This window comes from Synechococcus sp. H55.10 (genome assembly GCF_047502715.1).
In the GTDB taxonomy this organism is placed as follows: domain Bacteria; phylum Cyanobacteriota; class Cyanobacteriia; order Thermostichales; family Thermostichaceae; genus Thermostichus.
Window position 1 is genome coordinate 1 of record NZ_JANSJJ010000012.1, and the last position, 20340, is coordinate 20340.

At 58.7% G+C, this 20340-nt stretch carries 18 protein-coding genes and 2 pseudogenes; 13 read left to right on the top strand and 7 right to left on the bottom strand.

Features of this window, described 5'->3' with window-relative positions; translation table 11 throughout:
• Positions 1-1044, bottom strand: a 1044-nt coding sequence (locus NW858_RS01035) for an LOG family protein (RefSeq protein ID WP_414519400.1), incomplete at its 3' end; no start/stop codon positions are given.
• Positions 1045-1352: 308 nt separating this feature from the next.
• Positions 1353-1709, bottom strand: coding sequence for a thioredoxin (trxA, locus tag NW858_RS01040; protein WP_414334999.1), 357 nt, complete (start codon positions 1707-1709; stop codon positions 1353-1355).
• 303 nt (positions 1710-2012) lie between these two features.
• Between trxA and NW858_RS01045 the strand changes: the two genes are divergently transcribed.
• Positions 2013-2753, top strand: a complete 741-nt coding sequence (locus NW858_RS01045; protein WP_414519402.1) for an MT-A70 family methyltransferase — start codon at positions 2013-2015, stop codon at positions 2751-2753.
• 159 nt (positions 2754-2912) lie between these two features.
• Here the strand turns inward: NW858_RS01045 and NW858_RS01050 are convergent, their stop codons facing one another.
• Together NW858_RS01050 and NW858_RS01055 are read right to left on the bottom strand one after the other, a co-directional pair.
• Positions 2913-3656: an NUDIX hydrolase gene (locus tag NW858_RS01050; RefSeq protein WP_414335009.1), complete on the bottom strand. Its 744-nt coding sequence runs from the start codon at positions 3654-3656 to the stop codon at positions 2913-2915.
• Positions 3657-3762: 106 nt separating this feature from the next.
• Positions 3763-4950, bottom strand: coding sequence for an ABC transporter ATP-binding protein (locus NW858_RS01055; protein ID WP_414337661.1), 1188 nt, complete (start codon positions 4948-4950; stop codon positions 3763-3765).
• A gap of 226 nt (positions 4951-5176) precedes the next feature.
• On the opposite strand from NW858_RS01055, the gene NW858_RS01060 reads away from it, so the two are divergent.
• The 4 genes from NW858_RS01060 (at position 5177) to apcD (ending at position 8981) form a co-directional block, all read left to right on the top strand.
• A complete protein-coding gene (locus tag NW858_RS01060) occupies positions 5177-5908 on the top strand; it encodes an SDR family oxidoreductase (protein WP_414519404.1) in 732 nt (243 codons plus the stop codon).
• A gap of 109 nt (positions 5909-6017) precedes the next feature.
• The gene (gene folE, locus NW858_RS01065; protein ID WP_414335003.1) at positions 6018-6707 is read left to right on the top strand and encodes a GTP cyclohydrolase I FolE; all 690 of its coding nucleotides are present in this window, start codon (positions 6018-6020) and stop codon (positions 6705-6707) included.
• Positions 6708-7077: 370 nt separating this feature from the next.
• Entirely contained in the window at positions 7078-8313 is a 1236-nt protein-coding gene (locus NW858_RS01070) for a type IV pilus twitching motility protein PilT (RefSeq protein ID WP_414335010.1), read from the top strand.
• A gap of 182 nt (positions 8314-8495) precedes the next feature.
• Positions 8496-8981, top strand: a complete 486-nt coding sequence (gene apcD, locus NW858_RS01075) for an allophycocyanin subunit alpha-B (RefSeq protein ID WP_414335004.1) — start codon at positions 8496-8498, stop codon at positions 8979-8981.
• An 18-nt stretch (positions 8982-8999) separates the two neighbouring features.
• Here apcD and NW858_RS01080 read toward each other — a convergent pair whose 3' ends face one another.
• On the bottom strand, positions 9000-9683 hold the full coding sequence (locus NW858_RS01080; RefSeq protein ID WP_414519406.1) for a HEAT repeat domain-containing protein: 684 nt from the start codon (positions 9681-9683) through the stop codon (positions 9000-9002).
• Positions 9684-9776: 93 nt separating this feature from the next.
• On the opposite strand from NW858_RS01080, the gene rpsO reads away from it, so the two are divergent.
• The 5 genes and pseudogenes from rpsO to NW858_RS01105 all read left to right on the top strand — a co-directional run bounded on the left by rpsO (position 9777) and on the right by NW858_RS01105 (position 16001).
• Positions 9777-10052 carry a 30S ribosomal protein S15 gene (gene rpsO / locus NW858_RS01085; RefSeq protein ID WP_414335006.1) on the top strand — a complete coding sequence of 92 codons (276 nt, stop codon included), beginning with the start codon at positions 9777-9779 and terminating at the stop codon, positions 10050-10052.
• A gap of 17 nt (positions 10053-10069) precedes the next feature.
• Positions 10070-10525, top strand: a pseudogene (locus NW858_RS01090) (photosystem II biosynthesis protein); the annotation flags it as partial.
• Between the two features lie 66 nt (positions 10526-10591).
• The gene (gene larC / locus NW858_RS01095; RefSeq protein WP_414519408.1) at positions 10592-11785 is read left to right on the top strand and encodes a nickel pincer cofactor biosynthesis protein LarC; all 1194 of its coding nucleotides are present in this window, start codon (positions 10592-10594) and stop codon (positions 11783-11785) included.
• A 177-nt stretch (positions 11786-11962) separates the two neighbouring features.
• Positions 11963-13957: an ABC transporter ATP-binding protein/permease gene (locus tag NW858_RS01100; RefSeq protein ID WP_414519418.1), complete on the top strand. Its 1995-nt coding sequence runs from the start codon at positions 11963-11965 to the stop codon at positions 13955-13957.
• Between the two features lie 277 nt (positions 13958-14234).
• Positions 14235-16001 (top strand): NADPH-dependent assimilatory sulfite reductase hemoprotein subunit, encoded by a 1767-nt coding sequence (locus NW858_RS01105; RefSeq protein WP_414519410.1) that lies wholly within the window; start codon positions 14235-14237, stop codon positions 15999-16001.
• A gap of 29 nt (positions 16002-16030) precedes the next feature.
• Here the strand turns inward: NW858_RS01105 and NW858_RS01110 are convergent, their stop codons facing one another.
• The gene (locus NW858_RS01110; RefSeq protein ID WP_414348421.1) at positions 16031-17065 is read right to left on the bottom strand and encodes a 2Fe-2S iron-sulfur cluster-binding protein; all 1035 of its coding nucleotides are present in this window, start codon (positions 17063-17065) and stop codon (positions 16031-16033) included.
• Positions 17066-17265: 200 nt separating this feature from the next.
• Here NW858_RS01110 and NW858_RS01115 point away from each other — a divergent pair.
• Together NW858_RS01115 and NW858_RS01120 are read left to right on the top strand one after the other, a co-directional pair.
• Positions 17266-17685: pseudogene (locus NW858_RS01115) on the top strand (RNA-guided endonuclease TnpB family protein); the annotation flags it as partial.
• Between the two features lie 154 nt (positions 17686-17839).
• Entirely contained in the window at positions 17840-18661 is an 822-nt protein-coding gene (locus NW858_RS01120; RefSeq protein ID WP_414337680.1) for a tetratricopeptide repeat protein, read from the top strand.
• Between the two features lie 36 nt (positions 18662-18697).
• On the opposite strand, the gene NW858_RS01125 is transcribed toward NW858_RS01120, so the two are convergent.
• Positions 18698-19042, bottom strand: coding sequence for an STAS domain-containing protein (locus NW858_RS01125; RefSeq protein WP_414519413.1), 345 nt, complete (start codon positions 19040-19042; stop codon positions 18698-18700).
• Between the two features lie 114 nt (positions 19043-19156).
• Between NW858_RS01125 and NW858_RS01130 the strand changes: the two genes are divergently transcribed.
• Positions 19157-20338 (top strand): glycosyltransferase family 2 protein, encoded by a 1182-nt coding sequence (locus NW858_RS01130; RefSeq protein WP_414519415.1) that lies wholly within the window; start codon positions 19157-19159, stop codon positions 20336-20338.
• Positions 20339-20340: the final 2 nt, after the last annotated feature.

Below are 20340 nucleotides of genomic sequence, written 5' to 3' on the forward strand. Positions count from 1 at the left end.
AGGATCCGGCTGTCCTGGATGAAGCGTGTTGATCCGGCGCACCATTTGCCACAGCCGTCCAAAGTTACGCTGGTTAAAGTGCATCACCAGCCGCGGCAGATGGGCAATATCTTCCTCAGCTTCTTCCGGCAGGGCCTCGGTTTGCTCGATCCGGCCCCCATCGAGAATGTCGGCAAACTCTTCATTCAAGGTATCCAGAGCTTGGGGCGAGAGTTTGGTATTCAGGCGCAAGACCAAAAGCTCCCGCACGTAGCGATTGCTGTGAAAGACGCGATAAAAATCGACAATCTGCTGGCAGGCATCTCCCACATCATCAGTTAAGGTGTAGAGGAAAAGATCTTCTGGGCTGATTAGGCCGCGGCCAAGCAAGTGCTCCCGCACGTACTCATCCCATTCCTTCCAGTAGCAGCCACCTGTTCTGTCCACCAGCACCAAGGGCATGAGCTTGGTTTTGCCGGTTTGCATTAGGGTTAAGCATTCAAAGGCCTCATCCTGGGTGCCAAAGCCGCCAGGGAAAAGCACCAGCGCGTCGGTTTCTTTGACAAAGAAGAGCTTGCGAGAAAAGAAATACTTGAAGTTGATGACCCGATCACTGGCAGCAATGACGGGATTGGCCATCTGCTCGAAGGGAAGCTGGATGTTGAGCCCAAATGAGTTTTCCAGCCCTGCCCCTCGATTGCCGGCTTCCATGATACCGCCCCCGCCCCCCGTCAGCACCATGAACCCCCGCTGGCTGATGCAGTGGGCAAACAACTGGGCCTGACGATATTCGGGACTTTCCGGCCCCAGCCGTGCCGAGCCGAAAACGGTGATCTTGCGCTGATGGACATAGTTTTGAAAGGCAGCAAACCCCTGTTCCAAGTCCTCAAGAGTGGCCGCCAAGATTTTGGCATCCAAGCGGCTTAGCTCCAGGGATCCCATGCGCTGCAAAGACTGCAAAATCCGCAGCCACGCTGTCCGGTTGGGGTGATGTTCCAACTGCTTTAGGCGGGTCTCAGCGCTGGAAAAAACCTCTCGCAGAAGAGAAGAAACTGAATCGGTCAAGCTGGGATCCAAAGCTCTCTAAGATTCACTCTAATAAGTTCTCGGCACAAAATATCAACCAAGTTCCCATCCAGACCTCAAAAGTTACATTCCGAAACATCTGGGCTCCTGTCCCGGCTACTTCGCCCAGGCATCGGCCCACCTCTGCGTAGCGGTAGTCAGGAGATTTCTTACACCGCCCAGAGGTGAACCCATAAACGCCAAGACAAAGCCTTGAAGTCCTGCCTACTGGCGCCTGTGCTCATCGGCCTTGCGAGTTTTTCACCACAGCAGACAAGCAGAGCGTAGCACAGCAACTTGGTCGCGCACTAAAGTACGGAGCTACCCAGCTTATCTTCTGTGTCGAAGTGCTTTTCCAAAATTGTGGTCAGAGTTGCCTTGGGCACAGCACCGACCACCACATCCACCTTTTGGCCGCCTTTGAACAACATCAGAGTGGGAATGCTGCGAATACCGTACTGACTGGCAGTTTGAGGATTCTCATCAGTATTGATCTTTACAACCTTAACTTTGCCGGCATACTGCTCAGCTATCTCCTGAACCACAGGAGCCACCATGCGGCAGGGGCCACACCAAGGTGCCCAAAAATCGACCAAGACCGGAATATCGCTGCGAAGCACCTCTTCTTCGAAGGTGGCATCAGCGATATCTATTGCTGCAGACATGCTTGGAGAACTCCTGAAACAATACCTATCATGGTTCCTAATCTTAGCACAGCTCTCTGGCTGCTGCCGCCTGCTTCCACCACGGCCTACCCCCTTGCAGAGGGTGCCTCTGGGAACATGGCCCACACCAACGGCATCGCAAAGTATCTGGCTGGGGCTGAAACGGGCTTCTACAGGCTCTATCATCGCTTTAGCGGTGAGGCTGTGATGAGGCCCGAGCGAGGATAATTGCCGTGTCCACACGCTTATCCCCAAAGCCGAGGGCGTGTGCCTCATCTGCACCAGTCCCACGGAAGCCATAGCATGACAAAAAACCCACCGCGCTCTTTGGATAAAACGCCAGACCAGATGCCTGCCCGCGCGCCAGGCGAGAAAACTGGGATCCCGCACACCATGGACGATCCCTCAGTCATCGCAACGAACCTGGATAAGCGCTACCGAGTTCTTGTCGTTGATCCACCTTGGAACCAAGGCAAAACCGGCAAACGCAAGGCTCGTCCCAATCAAACCACAACTCTGGACTATCCCACAATGAGCAAGGAAGAATTGATGAAGTTACCCATCAACCTGTGGGCGGAAGAGCAGAGCTTCTTGTGGTTGTGGGCAACCAATAGCAAGGATCGCAGCACCGGAGAGCCCATCCTGAAGATAGCGTTCGACTTAATGGAAGCGTGGGGATTCACCTTCTATACGATGATCACATGGAATAAGCGTACTGGCCCATGTCCATTTGGACCTTACCAAGTTACCACTGAGCACGTTCTATTCGGATATAAGGGCAAGGCTGTGTTTGATCGAAAACATTTTGGTAAGATGCAGACCTGCTTTACAGAAACTCCGACAACTCATAGCGCCAAACCGGATTCCTTCTACAAGCGTATTGCGGAATATTTTGAAGGGCCGCGCCTTGATGTGTTCGCGCGCCAGGTACGCGATGGCTACGACGGATGGGGCAACCAATACGGTCTGCTGACTCTAGATGCAAAACGACCAAGAGTGCTGCGTCATGCCAAAAGCTGTCAAGATACTCCTGCCGCATGCTAGTTATCGATACCCTGAACCACAGCTTTTTCCGACTTTATGGGAGCGAAGTTGCACATTATCTCGGCATAAGCCTTTGTCCGGGTAGTCATGTACAGAACCCCCTTTAATATAGAAGCGAATCTGTACCCACCAAATCTGGCTGGATCCCTCCAGCAGACCTCAAACGAATACCATCGGCTTGTGCCGGATTTTCTCGAAAGCGGCTGCATCAAAACGGTAAAGAGTTGCCGGTCTGCCTGTTCCCTGGGTGCTTTTCTGGCCGGTATCCCGCAAAATGCCCAGTTTTAGCAAGCGGGCGCGAAAATTGGAGTAATCGGAGAACCCCTCGCCCAAAACGGTGCCGTAAAGCTGATAGACCTCCCCCAGCGTGAAGGTGGCGGGCAAAATATCGAAAGCAATCGGGCTGTACTCTAACTTGGCGCAGAGGCGACGGCGAGCGTAGCGGCAAATTGCTTCGTGGTCAAAGGCCAAAGGGGGAATCTGGTCAGCGGGATACCAGGCAATGCCCTCCACTCCGTCTGCCAGCAGTTGAGCATCCTGGAATCGCACCAGAGCAAAGTAGCTGACCGACAGGTAGCGTAGCCCACAGGCATCCTCGGCCTCGCGGGGATCCCGTTCTGGCCCAGCGAAGGTGTAGAGCTGCTCCAGGTAGAGATTTTTAACACGAATTTTCTCTGCCAAGATGCGGTAGGCCGCTGCCTCTAGGGATTCTGAGCGTCGCACCAGCGTTCCTGGCAGAGCCCAGCAACCGCGGAAGGGATCCTCCCGCCGCCGCACCAGCAGCACCAGAAGGCGATTCTGCTCGGTATCGATGGAAAAAATGACCGCATCCACACCGACGCGGAACTCCGCCAACGCGGTTCGCTCCTCCACTGTGCCGGCAATGATGCGGGATCCCTGCATAGATTGCCACTGCCCCTCCATCAACAGCCTACCCAGTTTGCTGCCAGATAGGGAGCGCCTGGGTCATGCCTCTGGGAGAACGTCGGGCAAAAGGGCGGCTTTTGGGTCAGGTTTGTTTTTGTAGCGGGGATCCCTCAGGCCCAGCAATGGGAAACAGACGACCTTGCCCGATGGCAATTCGAACTCGCGTGCCCACAGGCAGCGCTTCCCGCGCCAAGGCGTGCAATTCTTTGCCAGACTCTGCGATCAAGCAATAGCGATACTCTCGTCCCAAAAACTGTCGATCCCGGATGACAAGGCCGCCCTGAGGGTCAGGATGCAAATGCAACTCCTCCTGCCGAATCATCAGCTCTGCGCAGCGCAAGCTGGGGTCGCGCTGATCTCCCAAAGCCTGAAAGGGGATGTGCGACAGCTCTTCAGCCTGCCAACCGAACTCCCGCCGCTCACAGCGAAGAAAGTTGGCTTGGGTAATAAACTCGGCCACAAAGCGGGTGGCCGGCTCTCGATAGACTTCCTCCGGGGATCCCCATTGCTCAATACGCCCTTCCCGCATCACCGCCACCCAATCGGAAAGGCAGAGGGCCTCTTCCTGGTCGTGGGTGACGAAAATGGCCGAGGTCTGGGTTTGCTTGAGGATTTTGCGGATTTCCTCCCGCAGATAGTAGCGCACCTGCACATCCAGATTGCTGAGCGGCTCATCCAAAAGGATCAGGCTGGGCCTGGGGGCCAAAGCCCGAGCCAGGGCCACCCGCTGCTGTTGCCCGCCGGAAAGCTCGTGCGGATAACGATGGGCGTAGTCCTCTAGACCCACCAACCGCAAGACCTCGTAAGCCCGTTCCCGCGCCTGTTGGGCAGCGCCTCGCAACTCAGGTGAGGAGGAGCGATTGCCGCCCCCCCCTGCCGACGCAAATAGGGTGGCGGGCCGGAGTCCAAACATCACATTGGCCAGCACGTCCAAGTGGGGAAACAGGGCAAAATCCTGAAACACCAGCCCCACCCCCCGCTGCTCCGGTGGGATCCATTGCCCCTCCCCGGCCACCACTCGCCCCCCCAGCAGGATCCGCCCGCCATCCGGCTGCTCAAAGCCGGCAATGGTGCGCAATAAGGTGGTTTTCCCGCAGCCCGACGGGCCCACAATCCCCAAGATGTCTCCCTGGGGCAGACGAAACGCCACTTCCTGCAAAACCAACTGCCGCTGGCCAGGAAACCTCTTGCTAATGCCCTCAACCTGAAGAATGTAGGGAGAATCCGCCCGGGCAGCAGTGGACGTTGAGGAAACCAAGAACTCAGTCATGACAGTTGTTGCAAAAGATTTTCACTATTTTTCACCAGACTACCATACCTTAAGTCCTGCCCGGCCCGACTCAGGGCAGATGGATGGCGGCAGGGATAGGATCAATCCCAGCCTTTCCCGTTTGATTCGAGTGGTAGGCGGGAATCAGTGTTAAACTCAGTTAACGAAGTTTACCGGTCTCTGGTGGCGCTTGTTCTTGACAGCGCATCCTAGAGTCTTATTGTGGATGAGTTTTGAGCCCCAGTTTCCCGAACGTGCCTTGATCACAGGGGCCAGTCGAGGGATCGGCAAAGCGGTAGCTCTGAGACTGGCCGAGGAAGGGATAGCGGTTGCTTTGGTGGCCCGTTCCCACCCCGATTTGCTGGCGGTGCAGGCGGAGATCCAGGCAAAAGGAGGAAAGGCGGAGGTTTTTCCCATCGACTTGGCCGACTTGCCCGCTCTACCGCAGCAGTTGCAAGCTCTTTTGGATCGATTTGGCGGTTGCGATGTCTTGGTGAATAATGCGGGCGTGGCCTACGTTGGTCCCTTGGCCAACGTAGCTTTATCGGATTGGCAGCGGGTGATTGACTTGAACCTGACGGCAGCTTTTCTCTGCGCCCAAGCCGTCCTGCCGGCGATGCGCCGGCAGCGCTTCGGCGTGATTGTCAACGTCGTCTCGATTGCGGGCAAGCGAGCCTTTCCCAATTGGGGAGCCTACTGCGCCAGCAAGTTCGGCCTGCTGGGCTTTTCTCAGGCCTTGGCCGAAGAAGAACGACAGCACGGCATCCGGGTAACCAGCCTCTGTCCCGGAGCGGTGGATACGCCTCTCTGGGATACGGATACGGTTCAGGTGGATTTCGACCGTTCCAAAATGCTCTCGCCGGAGTGGGTGGCGGACTTGATTGCCTATCTCGTTCGCCTGCCCAGGGGTGCTGTGGTGGAAGATCTCACCCTCATGCCGGCGGTGGGGGCCTTTTAGGCTGGCTCTTCCTGGAGTGGCCTTGCTAGCCCAGTTTTGAGGGTTTCCCGGCCCTGTCTCCCTCGACAAGTTCCTTCAACCCTTCGTTCAACCAAAGGAATATCCTGCTATGACTCTTGCCAAGCCTGGATCCGGTGCCGAATTGCGACTCAACGACAAAGCCAACCTCAAGTCTCGGGTTATTCGCGATCTGTCCCACTCGGCAGAGCAAGAGCCCAGGGGCTCAGAAAGCCTGGATCCGGCGATGGTGGCCGCAGTGGAGACGTTGCTGCGGGGCATTGGGGAAGATCCCCAGCGGGAGGGTCTCAAGAAAACCCCGGAGCGAGTGGTGGCCGCGCTGAAGTTTTTGACCAGCGGCTATCAGCAGTCCCTGGAAGATCTCATCAACGGCGCCATCTTCGACGAGGGCCACGACGAGATGGTGCTGCTGCGGGACGTAACCCTATTTAGCCTCTGTGAGCACCATCTGTTGCCCTTTATCGGCAAGGCCCATGTGGCTTACATCCCCCGTCAAAAGGTGGTGGGCCTGAGCAAAATTGCCCGCATTGTCGAGATGTACTCCCGCCGCCTGCAGGTTCAGGAGCGTCTTACCCGCCAGATCGCGGAAGCCTTGATGACCATGCTGGATCCCTATGGGGTGGGAGTGGTTATCGAGGCTACCCACATGTGCATGGTGATGCGGGGGGTGCAAAAGCCCGGCTCTTGGACGGTCACCAGCTCGATGGTGGGGGTGTTCCAGGAGGATCCCCGCACGCGGGAGGAGTTCTTGAGCCTCATTCGCCACCCGTCCAACTTTTAAGGATCCCGCGGAGCTTTGCCGGCAAGAAAGCTAATCCTCTGCTCAGGCTGGGAATACTAGCTTAAAATCGACGCAGATCCTGCCAGAAGCGAGGCCTGTTATGAGCGAGGTCAGCCCCGAAAATCAATTTCCCACCGACTTAGACTCCGGTTGGAAGCCGCCGACCCCGCCTGTTGCCCAGCGCCCTCCGCGTGCGGCTGCTCAGACGCCCAAGGTGGAGCCCCCAACGCAGTTGGATCCGATACTGGGTGCGGCTGCTCCCCTCCCGCAAGGAACTGGATCGCGCCCTGCCCCCAGTGCGCCCAAACCTATCCTGGGCCGGCCCATCCCGCCGGGTGTGGCTGCCGCTCCCCCGCAGACACCGGTGCCCATGCCCGGCCCTGCCACTCCCCCGCAGATGCCTCTGCCCACTCCTCCTGCCGCTGCGGGTCGGCCTCCGGTGTCGCCCCCCAGTCCGGCTGCTCCGCCTTTTGTGCCCCCAGCTCGCCCCACGGCTGCCGGGCGGATCCCGGTGGCCGCTGCTGCTCCTAAGTCTGCCCCCGCTGGCCCGACGCTGCGCCAACTGGTACAGGAAGCCTACGACAAGGGCTACTCCGATATTCACCTGGGGGTGGGGGAAGTGCCTCGTTTCCGGGATCGGGGGCAGATGGTCTTGAGCAACTACCCGGTCACCACCACCGAGATGTTTTATGGCTGGCTGCGGGAAAGCTTGCCGGAGAATCAAATTCGTCAGTTTGAAGAATGTTTGGAGCTGGATACCGCCATCCAGTACGAGGGTCTGGTGCGTTGTCGGGTCAACTGCTTTGTTTCTCTGCTCGGCCCGGCCATGGTGATGCGTCTGATCCCGCTCAAGATCTTGACGCTGGAACAGTTGCGGGCGCCTGAGGTGTTGAAGCGCATTGCCGAAGAGCACAAAGGCTTGGTTTTGGTGACCGGCCCCACCGGCTCCGGTAAGTCCACGACTCTGGCGGCGATGGTGGACTACGTCAACTCCAATTTTCCCAAGCACATCATTTCTATTGAAGATCCCATCGAGTTCGTCCACCAGAGCAAGAAATCGATGGTGCGGCAGCGGGAGGTCGGCATCCACACCCTCGAGTTTGCCAATGCCTTGAAAGCCTCGCTGCGGGAAGATCCGGACATCATCCTGATTGGGGAGATGCGGGATCGGGAAACGGTGGATACGGCTCTGAAGGCCGGCCAGACAGGCCACTTGGTCTTTGGAACCCTGCACACCAACAGCGCCGTCCGCACCATCGAGCGTCTCTTGGGGATCTACAGGCCGGAGGAGCAGGAGCCAATGCGCCTGCAACTGGCGGAGACTCTAGTAGCAATTATTGCCCAAACGCTGGTGCGCACCACCGATGGCAAGCGGGCAGCGGCCCACGAGATCATGCGCAACACCGATGCCATCCGCGACTACATCAAGCGGGGAGCGGTGGACGAAATTGAGGAGCTGATCGCCGATGGCTCCTACGAGGGCATGTGTACCATGAATCAGTCTCTGTTTAAGCTTTACCAAGAGGGGCGGATTACCGCAGAGGTGTGTCTGGAGGCCGCCCCACGTCCCAACGAGATGGCCCAATGGCTGCGAGGCCGGATTTAGAGCCGGTCTGCCGGCTGGGCCAGGTGCTTGAGGGAAGGTCTATCCTATCCTAAACTGGGAGCAGTTAGCTTGCTAAGTTGTCTTCTCATCTTCTGGGCCAACCTTTGTCTAGGGGGATGGGTTGCTGGGCTGGCTTGATTAAGTGAATTGAAAGAGCGTTACAAAACAGGAGAATCCCTACCGTGAGCGTGATCAACCAGATCATCGAGACCGCGGATGACCAACTGCGTTACCTCTCAGTCAGCGAACTGGAAGCCATCAGAAACTACATGACTACGGGCGAGAGGCGTCTGCAAATCGCTCAGGTGCTAACAGAAAATAAAAAGCGCATCATCGACGAGGCCCAAAAGCGGCTATTTGCCAAGCGGCCGGAATATGTGCAACCCGGCGGCAATGCTTACGGTGACAAGCGCTACAACCAATGTTTGCGAGATTACGACTGGTACCTGCGTCTGGTGACCTATGGCATTATTGCCGGCAGCAAAGAGCCGATTGAGTCCATCGGCCTGATAGGGGTGCGGGAAATGTACAACGCCCTCAACGTGCCCATCGCCGGCATGATCGACGCGATGGTCTTTTTGAAGGAAGCAGCCCTCAGCCTGTTGGATCCGGACTCCGCCGCCGAGGCCGCTCCCTACTTTGATTACATCATCAACGCCATGAGCTAGGGCAGGTTGGCCGGAGATCTACAGGGATTCCAGGGCGGCGCGGGCGTGGGCGGCCACCTGCTCTTGGGGATCCTGGGCCAGCCGGGTTAGGCCGGGGCGGGCGGCTTCGGTGCCCAGCTTGGACAGGGCAATGCAGACGCGGTAGCGCAACTGCCAATCGTCTGAATCGATGAGGGGCTCTAGATGGGGGATGGCTTGCGGATCCCCCAGATCCCCCAGGGCGGCGGCAGCGGCTGTTGTCAGCAGATCATCTCCTGCTTGCAAAGCTTCCACCAGGGTGTCGAAGGCGGCAGGGTTGCCCAGCTCCCCCAGGGCGGCGACGACGCTGAATCGCACCAGCCACTCTGTTTCCCGCCGATAAGCCCCCAGAAGATCGTCCAGGGCCTGCGGCTGCTTCAGATCCCCCAGGGCAGCGGCAGCAGCAGCCCGCACATCGAACTCCGGATCTTCTCGCAAAGAGCGCTGCAAAATGGGCAAAAGGGGGGCAGGATCGACACCAGATAGGGTGCCCATCTGGCTGATGGCGGCATAGCGGACGCGGGCATTCTCGTCGGCTATGGCTTGCTGCAACAGCGTCAAGGCTTCTGGCCCAGGCAGTTCTCTGGCCTTGTTGACGGCGCTCAGCCGATCTCCCAGGTCTTGTGAATTCAGCAGTTCCAGCAAAGCCGGCAGTGCCGGAGGATTTCCAGAGGTTGGTGTCATGATCCCCTTGTCTCCACGATCATCCCCGGCAATAGCAAGGGACAAAAGGTCGATGTTATTATTTTGAAGCAGTGCATCCAGTCCTTTGATCTTATGGCCTTATTGCAACAAGAGAAGCAGCAGATCATCGAGAGCTATCGACTTCACGACACCGACACCGGTTCTGCCGATGTTCAGGTGGCTCTGCTCACCAGCCGCATCAACCAACTCTCGCAGCACCTCCAGAAAAACCCGAAAGATTTCAACTCCCGCCGCGGCTTGCTGATGATGATCGGTCGGCGCAAGCGGCTGCTCAACTACATCGCTAAGCATTCTCCTGACCGCTTCCGGGAGCTGGCCGAACGGCTGAACATCCGGGTGAAAAAGTAGGTACCCATCCAAAACGCTATCGGAGAGCTGTCTTTGTGGCCAAATCCAGCCGCCATTCCAAAGCCGTCCGCCGTCGCCCCAGTTTTACCTCTGCTGAGGTCGAGAAGAAGCCGCCTAAGCAGGAATCTGTTGCTGCGATCCCCCCTGAGGTCAGCCGGCGGATGGTGCGGCGGATCCTGGTGTTTTCCGGGATCCCCTCTGGGCTGGGCCTGAGCAGCTTTTTCATCAATTACTACCTCTTAACCAACCATGTGGTGGCTTTGCCCCCTTACTTCACCTTGGTGGAGTCGCTAACCTTGTTTGGCCTTGGCTTTTTGGGCATCAGCTACGGCGTGTTCTCGGCTTCCTGGGATCCCAACCCCGGATCCCTCTTGGGAATTGGAGAGTTTCGGCGCAATTTGGGCAACGTCATCCAACACTGGCGGGAATCTGCTGCCCAATCTTCTCAATCTTCAGACTCTGGGGAAGCCTAATTCCTCTCCCATCACCGGACCAGGCCAGTTGCTGCCTACAATAGCTGTCACCCCCAGTTCTCTGGCATGAGAATAGCTTACTTCGACTGTGCGGCGGGCATTGCCGGCGACATGTGTCTGGGGGCGCTGCTGGATTGTGGGGTGCCCTTGGAGTATCTCAAGCAGCAGCTCCAGGCGCTGGGCATCGAGGGGGAATACAGCCTGCAGGCGAAGCGGGTGCAGCGGTGTGGCCAGCCTGCCCTACAGGCGGTGGTAGAAGTGTTGGACGGATCCCCGCCCGCCCGCCCTTGGAAGGAAATCCAGGCTTTGATTGCCGGATCCCGGTTGGCTCCCGCGGTCAAGGCCCGCAGCCTCAAAGTTTTTGAGAAGCTGGCGCAAGCAGAGGCAAAAGTCCATCAGGTGCCCCTGGAAACAGTGCATTTCCACGAGGTAGGGGCCGTCGATGCCCTGGTGGATATCGTCGGCACCTGTATCGGCCTGGATTGGCTGCAGGTGGAGCGGGTGATCTCCTCTCCTCACCCCATTGGCGGCGGCTGGGTGAGCACCGAACACGGCCAACTGGCGGTGCCCGTGCCGGCGGTGATCGAGCTGTGGGAGATGGGGCGGGTGCCGGTGTTTAGCAACGGCGTGGAAGCCGAGCTGGTTACCCCCACCGGCGCAGCCTTGGCGGTGGCGCTGGCAGAAGCGTTTGGGCCCTGTCCACCGCTGCGGCTGGAAAAAGTGGGGCGCGGGGCCGGCAGCCGCGAGTTGCCCATTCCCAACATCTTTCGTCTTTGGATTGGTCAGTCCCAGGGGGAAGAGCCAACCGAGATCGTCTCGGTGCTGCAAACTCAGATTGACGACCTCAACCCCCAAGTGATTGCCTATACCTGCGAGCAGTTGCTGATCCTTGGCGCCTGGGACGTGTTTACCCAGCCCATCACCATGAAGCAGGGGCGACCAGGGGTGTTGTTGACGGTAATCTGCCCGCCGGATCGGGTGCCGGAGTGCCAGGAGCTCATCTTCCGGGAAACCACTACCCTGGGCATCCGCCACTCCCAGCAGCAGCGCACCGTCCTGGAGCGGCGGATCGAGCGGGTGGAAACCCCCTACGGCCTGGTGGACATCAAGGTGGCCCATCACCATGGCCGCATTGTCAACGCCCAGCCGGAGTTCCGCGACTGTGTGGCCTGCGCCCAAGAGTTCCGCGTGCCGGTTCAGACGGTGTGGCTGGCGGCCCAAGCGGCCTGGCAAAAGCGGCTGCAAGGGGATCCCGACTGAAAACAGAAGCTTTGGGCAAAAGTAGGCTGGACATAAACCCTATCAGCACTGGCTCAGCATGAGCAGCGGGGCTCTTCCTCAGAGGCGAAGGGATTTGCTCCTGGTGGACCGAGAAGGGATCCCTGGCCTGCTAGCCTGGAAGATGTCGATCCCACGCTCTTGACCACGACCACAACCATGGAATCCCAAGCCGCTCAATTTAATTTCGACCGCAAACTTTGGGACCGCTTTATCACGGTAGCTCAGCCCTACTTTTATCCGCGGGTGCGCTACGGGGGCTGGATTTTCTTTGGCTTGCTGGCAGCGGCCATGGTGTTTGTGGTTGCCTTGATGTTCTTTGTGGAGATTGGGGTGACCTTGGTTGGTCAGGCCCTGTTCCCAGAGTTTTTTACCAATGTAGCAGCCGGGCTGGTGGCGCAAACGGAGAGAAACTTGGCCTCGCCGCTGCTGTGGGTGGCCGCAGCCAGCTTGGCTCTGAGCAGCCTGGCCTTTGGGCTGGTGTGGCGCCAGATTCAGCGGCGCTGGCTGCAATGGCTGTTGTTGACCTTTTTGCTGTTTCTATCTTTAACGGTAAACCGATTAAACGTGATGATCAGCTTTATCTTTCGGTTTATCGACACCGCCCTACAGCAAAAAGAAGAGAACACCTTCTGGCAGTTTTTAATCGTCTACGGGGTGTTGATCATCTCGGCCATTCCCATTTTGGTGATCTATCGGTATACACGGCTGAAGCTGGGGCTGTTTTGGCGGGAATGGCTGACCGACCACTTTCTGGATCGCTACTTCGAGCAGCGGGCCTACTACGAGCTGGATTCTAACGCCGCTAACACAGAGATTGATAACCCCGACCAGCGCATCTCCGAAGACGTTCGCTCCTTTACCGGCACCACCCTTTCTTTTTTGCTGGATATTCTCGACTCGATCCTCACCCTCTACGCCTTTACCGGCATTCTCTACAGCATCTCCCGCCCCTTGGCGGTGGGACTGGTTATCTATGCTACCATCGGCACCGCCATTGCCATTTTGGCTGGACGCAAGCTAATTAAAATTAACTTCGATCAACTGCGCTACGAGGCCGATTTTCGCTACAGCCTAGTCCACGTGCGGGACAACGCTGAGTCCATCGCCTTTTACCAGGGAGAAGACCTAGAGCTGAGGCAGATCTTGAATCGCTTTGCCGCTGCCCTGCGCAACTTTGACTTGTTAATCATTTGGCAGGCTATTATTGACATTTTTCAGTATGCCTATAACTACTTCACGCGCATTGTGCCCTATGTAATTGTGGCCCCCCTTTACTTTAGCGGCGTACGGGATTTTGGCACCATTACCCAGGCCACCATTGCTTTCAGCCAGGTGCTGAGTGCCCTTTCAATTGTGGCCAACCAGATCCAGAGCATCTCCAGCTTTGCCGCCGGGATCAACCGTCTAGGGTCCTTTTACGAAACGTTGGAGAATCCGGCCCTGCGCCACACCCGCGACCGGGAGAGCACCATCCAAACTCGCATTGCTCCCCAACTGGCGCTGCAGCAGGTTACTCTGCTAACACCAAACTCGGAACGAACCCTGGTGCGGGATCTGTCCCTGAGTTTAGAGGCAGGCCAACGGCTGCTCATTGTGGGGGCCAGCGGCAGCGGCAAGAGCTCCCTACTGCGGGCCATTGCCGGCCTGTGGAACAATGGCCAGGGATCCATTGCCCGCCCCGACACCACCGAGATGCTCTTCCTGCCGCAAAAGCCCTACATGCTGCTGGGATCCCTGCGGGATCAACTCCTCTATCCAGGTCGTCGCCGGGATCTCAGCGATGCAGATCTCATCCGGGTTTTGGCCCAGGTGAACCTAGCCGATTTGCCGGAGCGGGTGGGCGGCTTTGACGTGGAGAAAGATTGGGCCAGCACCCTCTCTTTGGGGGAACAGCAGCGCCTGGCCTTTGCCCGCATTTTGATTACTCAGCCCCGCTACGCCATTTTGGACGAGGCCACCAGCGCTCTAGATGTAGCCAACGAAAAGCTGCTCTACCTGCAACTGCAACACCTCAACACCACCTACGTCAGCGTCGGCCACCGCCCCACTCTCCTGGCCTACCACGACCTTGTCTTGGAGCTACAGGGCAACTCTGCCTGGAAACTCTGGTCGGCAGCAGAATACGGCGCCCGCCTGGCCCTGGCCGGCTAGAGGCTCTCAATCTGCGGTGGTACCCTGCCCTCACCCCCGTCCCCTCTCCCTGAGGGAGGCTGCCCAAGCGCTCCGCGCCGCTAACGCGACCAACCCCGGCCCCTCTCCCTGAGTGACGACCCAAGCGCTCCGCGCCGCTAGCGCGAACACCCCCGGCCCCTCTCCCTGAGGGAGAGGGGGGTAGGCTGTTCCACCTCAAACCCATAGAACTGGACGCGGCCCAGGGGAGATGCTACCCTGTTTCACAGGTATTCCGACCGGATTACTGGAGAATCAGATGAGCTCCCTTGTCGGCTCTGAGGCCAAGCGCTCCAAGGTGGAGCAGATCAAGGCAGATAGCCATTTCCTGCGGGATCCCTTGCGGCAGGAGCTGGCCCAAGACACTACCCACTTTAGCGAAGCGGCGGTGCAGGTGCTCAAGTTTCATGGCGCCTACCAGCAGGACGACCGGGATCTGCGGCAGCAGCGGAAGCAGGAGGGGTTGGAGCGGGCCTACGAGATGATGTTGCGCACCCGTATTCCGGGGGGGCATGTGCCGCCGCAGCTCTACTTGACCCTGGATCGGCTGGCCGATGAGTACGGCAACGGCACCCTGCGGGCTACCACCCGGCAGACCTTTCAACTCCACGGGATCCTGAAGAAAAATCTCAAGGCCACGGTGGCCAGCATCGTCCGGCAGATGGGATCCACCCTGGCCGCCTGTGGCGATGTCAACCGCAACGTCATGGCACCGGTCGCCCCCTACAAAAACCGGCCTGCCTACCGCTACGCCCAGGAGTATGCCCGCAAGCTGGCGGATCTCTTGGCTCCAAAGACTTCTGCCTACTACGAGCTCTGGGTGGATGGGGAGGCGGTTTCCATCCCGCCGGTGGATCCGGAAGTCCGGGAAGCCGAGCAGTTTGTAGGCAACGGCGTGAGGCTGGAGGGGCCGGAACCTCTCTATGGCCCGGTCTATCTGCCCCGCAAGTTTAAGACGGCCATCGCCGTAGCCGGGGAGAACACCGTCGATGTGTACTCCCAAGACCTAGGCTTGATCGTCCTCACCGACCGCAAGGGCAACCTCAAGGGCTTCAACATCGTGGTGGGCGGCGGCATGGGGCGCACCCACGGCAAGGAGGAGACCCAACCCCTTTTGGCCCAGAAGCTCTGCTTTGCCCCGCCGGAAGCGGTGTACCGGGTTTGCCAGGCGATTTTGGCGGTGCAGCGGGATCACGGCAACCGCTACGACCGCAAGCAGGCACGGCTGAAGTATCTGGTGCGCGACTGGGGGATCCGCAAGTTTCGCCGCGCTGTTGAGGAGTATGTTGGGGAAAAATTGCCCCGTTTTCGTCCCTTGCCCAAGTGTATACCCAACAGCGACGACTACCTGGGCTGGCACGAGCAAGGGGATGGCCGTTGGTTTTTGGGCCTCTCGATTGAAAATGGCCGCATCCAAGATACGCCGGAGCGGCAGTTGAAAACGGCCCTGCGCAAGATTGTAGAGGAATTTTCTCTACACCTGCGGCTGACTCCTACGCAGGACGTGATCTTCGTCAACATCGAGGAGGGCCAGCGAGAAGCCATTAACCAGATCCTCAAGTCCCACGGGGTGCTTTCCAAAGAGGAGATCCCGGAGCTGGTGCGGCTCTCCATGGCCTGTCCGGCGCTGCCCACCTGCGGCTTAGCCATTACCGAGTCGGAGCGAGCCCTGCCCACCCTGATTCGCCAGTTGGATCAGGTGTTGCAGGAGCTGGGGCTGCAGGATTCGCCCTTTTTGGTGCGCATGACCGGCTGCCCCAATGGCTGTGCCCGGCCTTACTTGGCAGAGCTCGGCTTGGTGGGATCCGCCCCCGATGGCTACTACCAAATCTGGCTGGGGGCCAGCCCGCAAGGGGATCGCCTGGCCCAGCCGTTTCAGGATCGGGTGCACATTAGCCAGATCGTGCCGCTGATGAGAGTTCTTCTGCAGCTCTACAAGCAGGAGCGCCACCCCCAAGAGCGCTTCGGCGACTATTGCCACCGGGTGGGGATCCCCTACCTACAGGCCCAGGTGCAGCAGCTCTAGCAGGTCGGTGCTGGATTCTAGGGGATCCCTCAGAAGCGCGACCAGGCCCGCAGCCATTCCTGCAGCGCCTCTAGCCAGCCGGTGGGTTGGGGCGTCACGGCCTGCGGAGTTGGCTCTTCATCAACAGGCAACTTGACCTGACCAGGCAGCACCCTAAAGACCTGAATCGGCTTGGCCTCAGGGGAAGGCTTCAGAGCAAGGGGCTCCACCTGCAAGAACAAGTCCTGCGCTGCTCGATACACAGGTGCCGAGATCAACAGCTGCGAGTTCGGCCTCTCCTGGGGCTTTTTGGGGGGATCGAGGGGTTCAGCAAGGGATCCCAGCCAGGTGGCAAAACTCACTGCCTTGCCAAAGGCTGAAACTCGCCGCGGCTCTTGTGGGTCGATGTGGAGTAGGATCACTGGGCCATGGTGGATCCCGAGGGTAAGCCGGACCTCTGGGTAAGTGAGCTGTCGCAGAAACCTGTTCAGCTCCGCCACCGATTGCAAAAGCGCCAACCCCGCCTGCAGAGCCTGCCGTACTGCCCGTTCGGGTTGTCCCAAGCCAAACAGGGCCAGACTTCTCAGCCCGCTTTGGTTGGCCAACACTCCTTGGTATCGCTGTACCACCGACTCCATTTGGACGAAGTGGCGACCCAAAGTGTAAACAACATCGTAGGGAAAGTTCTCCTCGTCGAAATTGGCCGTCCCCCACAGCGAAGCGCAGAGAATGGCGGCGGTGGTCTGCTCGCCGATGGACTGAGCCTGCAGTTGATGCTGGGCCACCTCCACATCTGCCCTATCGAGCACCAGCCGCTGCAGCGTCACATCCCCGGTGATGCGGGTTTGACAGGCAAGGCGGATATGCACGGGGAGATCCAGCCGTTCGGCCAACTTCTTCTCAGCAGGGGTCATGCTACGGCAATTTTGGCTGCCCTCCAAAATCATGATCCGGCAGGTGGAGCAGGCGGCATTGCCGCCACAGGCATGGACATGGCGCACCCCGGCCTGCAGTAGGTTTTCCAAGATCGTGAGCAGAGGATTGGCCTCAAAGGTGAGGTTATCGGGGTAGCAAGTGATCCGCATAGTTGGGTGCCGGCAAACCGTTCTTGGACGCCTAAAGCCTATACGTTCCTGACCTGGATTTGGATACCCCTTTTCAGCTAGAAACCGCAGGAGCCCCGCGCTCTGGCGTAGCCGTTCGCGAAGCGGGACGGAGTCCTTGCGTCCGGAGGAATGCAAGAAGCCGGACAACAATATAGCATCTGATGAGATAAAATAGGAGCATAAACCAAGCCTTGACCATCTCCTGCAAGCTCAAGGTGTCTGTGTCGCAAGCCGCCAAGCTGGATGCGACGCTAGACGCTTTTGCACAAGCCTTGAACTGGGTGAATGAGAACACACCGGAGAAGATAGTCAACGCCGTTAAGCTCCAATCTCTCTGCTACCGCGAGATCCGTACCCGCTTCGGGCTATCCAGCAACCTGGCACAACAGGTGTGCAGGCGGGTTGCTGGCTCGCGCAAGGTTGCCCGGCAAAAGAATCGTCCGGTCAAAGCCTTCAAGGGCGGCTTTGTGACCTTTCGCGCTAGCGGGACGGAGTCCTTTGACGCCCGCACCTTTTCTTTTCGGCAAAAAGACTGGACGGTGTCGCTGACCACCGTCGAGGGGCGGGAACGCTTTGAGTTGGCAATTGGCAACTACCAACTGCAGGGCTACCAGAAGCCCGCTCCGTACCGCTTAGCGGTCGGAGCCGGGTAGTTTACGGGTGAATGTTGGCGCTGTTCTCGACAACAGGCCGCTGCTGTGCTTCCAAGGGAGCGAATGATAGAGTACAGAGAGATTTTGTGCGAGCCCCTTCATGCCTCAGTCCAAACCTGACAAATCGCCCCTCCGCAAATTCCTGGAAGCCCTGATGCTGGTGTTTGGCGCAGTCATGTTCCTGGGCTTCTCCTTTGGCCCGATACTGCAGGCACTGGGGCCTTCTGACTCGGCAGACACCGCCAATTTGGTTACCGAGCAACTGCGGGCCCAGGCGGACGGCTACCGGGCCGTGCTGGAACGGGAGCCGGATAACCCCATTGCCCTGCGGGGGTTAATTGACACGCAACTGCAGCTCAACGAGCCGCAAGGGGCCATTGAGCCGCTGAAGAAGCTGGTGGAACTGGAGCCGGAAAATCGGCAACTGCGAGCTTTTTTGGCTCAAATTCAGCGGGAGACAGGAGATCTGGAAGGAGCGCTGGAGCAGCTTCAAGCTCTCTACAAAAAGGATCCCAAAGATGGCCAAGTTCTGCAGGAGCTGGCCGATGTTCAACTAGTTCTGGGCCGCACTTCTGAAGCCATTGACCTGCTGGAGAACTATCTGAAGGAAGTACCGGAAGATAACGATGTCCGCCTGCGCTTAGCTTTTATCTACGCCCGCAACAACCAGACGGGAAAAGCGGTGGCCCTTTATGATGAGATGATTGCAGCGGATCCCAGCGATTTTGCCCCGGTATTGGGCAAGGCAATAGCCCTCAGCTCTGCTGCCGATGCCGACCTACGGGCACAGGCCCCTGATCTGTTTGAGCAAGCGGCCCGCCTGGCCCCGCCCAAGGTGCGGGAGGAAATCCGGCAACAGGCGCAGCTCTACGCCCAAAGAAACCAGCCCCAGGCTGTTGAGAACCAGGAGACTAGCCCCTAGGGGGTTTTGATTTGAGGATGCGGTAAGCTCTCCCCTTCAGGACTCGGAGACATCCTTGAGGGCGGCTTCCACCGACGGATAGATCTCGAAGAGGGAATCCAGATGGGTAACCTTGAGAACCAGCTTGGCCTGTTCTCCTAAGCCGCAGAGCTTGAGATGACAGCCGGCGGGAGTACAGGTGCGTCTTGCCCACGCCAAAGCCGACACCCCCATGCTGTCGAGCAGCGTAACCTGGCTTAGATCCAGTAAGAGGTGTTTGGGTTTCTCGGCAAGAATTTGGCCCAGTTCTTTCCGCACCAAAGCGGGATCCAGCTTTCCTGCCGGAAGCTTGACCAGGGTGACAAGGGATCCCTTGGGGCTGAGCTGGGTGGAAACATCCACAAAGGGCTGAGAAAGTCAAGGTCGGGAGCCACATTGATTCTGAACCAAAGTCGCCGATTTGGGTTCCGCCAGGCAACTTTTGTTTGATTTGTTTGAGGTAGGAAGGTAGCTCTAATGGATACGCACGGGATCCCGATGGGGGATGCGGCTGCCCTGATTTTGCTGGCCCTGCAGCTGCCAATGGTGGCGGTGTTGCTGGCGCGGCTGCTGCCGTCTTTGCGGCGTCCTTCCCCTCTGCCCCCAGGCCAAGCGGGGATCCCTTTCCCGCCGGGCCTGGTCAGCGTCCTACTGCCCACCCTCAACGAAGCCAAGCGCCTGGATCCCTGCCTGGAAGGGCTGCACCGCCAGGGAGCGGTTGTGCGCGAGGTGCTGGTGGTGGATAGCCGCTCCCAGGATGGCACCCGCGAGAAAGTGCTGCAGATGGCCGAGCGGGATCCCCGCTTTCGCCTCTTGACCGACGATCCCCTGCCCAGTGGCTGGGTAGGTCGTCCCTGGGCGTTGCACTACGGATTTCTCCAGTCGGATCCCGCCTCTGAGTGGATCCTGGGTATTGATGCCGATACCCGCCCCCAGCCGGGCCTGGTAGAGCGCTTGCTGGAAACTGCCCAGGCCAACCAGCTGGATCTCATCACCCTGGCGCCGCAGTTTATCTTGGAGCACTGGGGAGAAGCTTGGCTGCAGCCAGCTCTTTTGGTAACCCTGATCTACCGCTATGGGGCGGTAGGGGACACGGCTGCCCTGCCGGAGCGGACGATGGCCAATGGGCAGTGCATGTTGGTGCGCCGCTCGGTGCTGGCAGCCATGAACGGCTACACGCTGGCGCGGGCTTCCTTTTGCGACGACGTCACCCTGGTGCGGCAGATCGCGGCAGCCGGCTTTAAGGTAGCTTTCTGCGATGGTCGGCACCTGCTCAAGGTGCGCATGTACACTTCTTTTGGCGAAACCTGGCGGGAGTGGGGCCGCTCCCTGGATTTGAAAGACGCCACTCCCAAGGCTCAACTGTGGGGGGATATCGCCCTACTGGTGCTTACCCAAGGGATCCCAGTCTTGGCAGTTGGGGGGCTGGGGATCAAGGCCGGGATGGGGTTGCCCTTTTCCCTAACAGAGCAGGTTCTGTTGGGGCTAAACTTAGGCCTACTCGCCCTGCGCTTGGGCGTGCTGGTAGGCATTCGCAGCTCCTACCAGGATCCCCCCTGGACGTTCTGGGCTTCGCCGCTGGCGGATCCCTTGGCTGTCCTGCGGGTGATCTTGTCAGCCCTCAGTCGCCCCCGCTCTTGGCGCGGGCGCACCTACTAGTC

What these genes read in the sequence shown, in the direction of transcription:
- trxA (WP_414334999.1), bottom strand. Translation starts at nt 1,709, where the DNA reads ATGTCTGCAGCAATAGATATCGCTGATGCCACCTTCGAAGAAGAGGTG.
- NW858_RS01045 (WP_414519402.1), top strand. Translation starts at nt 2,013, where the DNA reads ATGACAAAAAACCCACCGCGCTCTTTGGATAAAACGCCAGACCAGATG.
- NW858_RS01050 (WP_414335009.1), bottom strand. Translation starts at nt 3,656, where the DNA reads ATGCAGGGATCCCGCATCATTGCCGGCACAGTGGAGGAGCGAACCGCG.
- NW858_RS01055 (WP_414337661.1), bottom strand. Translation starts at nt 4,950, where the DNA reads ATGACTGAGTTCTTGGTTTCCTCAACGTCCACTGCTGCCCGGGCGGAT.
- NW858_RS01060 (WP_414519404.1), top strand. Translation starts at nt 5,177, where the DNA reads ATGAGTTTTGAGCCCCAGTTTCCCGAACGTGCCTTGATCACAGGGGCC.
- folE (WP_414335003.1), top strand. Translation starts at nt 6,018, where the DNA reads ATGACTCTTGCCAAGCCTGGATCCGGTGCCGAATTGCGACTCAACGAC.
- NW858_RS01070 (WP_414335010.1), top strand. Translation starts at nt 7,078, where the DNA reads ATGCCCGGCCCTGCCACTCCCCCGCAGATGCCTCTGCCCACTCCTCCT.
- NW858_RS01080 (WP_414519406.1), bottom strand. Translation starts at nt 9,683, where the DNA reads ATGACACCAACCTCTGGAAATCCTCCGGCACTGCCGGCTTTGCTGGAA.
- rpsO (WP_414335006.1), top strand. Translation starts at nt 9,777, where the DNA reads ATGGCCTTATTGCAACAAGAGAAGCAGCAGATCATCGAGAGCTATCGA.
- larC (WP_414519408.1), top strand. Translation starts at nt 10,592, where the DNA reads ATGAGAATAGCTTACTTCGACTGTGCGGCGGGCATTGCCGGCGACATG.
- NW858_RS01100 (WP_414519418.1), top strand. Translation starts at nt 11,963, where the DNA reads ATGGAATCCCAAGCCGCTCAATTTAATTTCGACCGCAAACTTTGGGAC.
- NW858_RS01105 (WP_414519410.1), top strand. Translation starts at nt 14,235, where the DNA reads ATGAGCTCCCTTGTCGGCTCTGAGGCCAAGCGCTCCAAGGTGGAGCAG.
- NW858_RS01110 (WP_414348421.1), bottom strand. Translation starts at nt 17,065, where the DNA reads ATGCGGATCACTTGCTACCCCGATAACCTCACCTTTGAGGCCAATCCT.
- NW858_RS01120 (WP_414337680.1), top strand. Translation starts at nt 17,840, where the DNA reads ATGCCTCAGTCCAAACCTGACAAATCGCCCCTCCGCAAATTCCTGGAA.
- NW858_RS01130 (WP_414519415.1), top strand. Translation starts at nt 19,157, where the DNA reads ATGGATACGCACGGGATCCCGATGGGGGATGCGGCTGCCCTGATTTTG.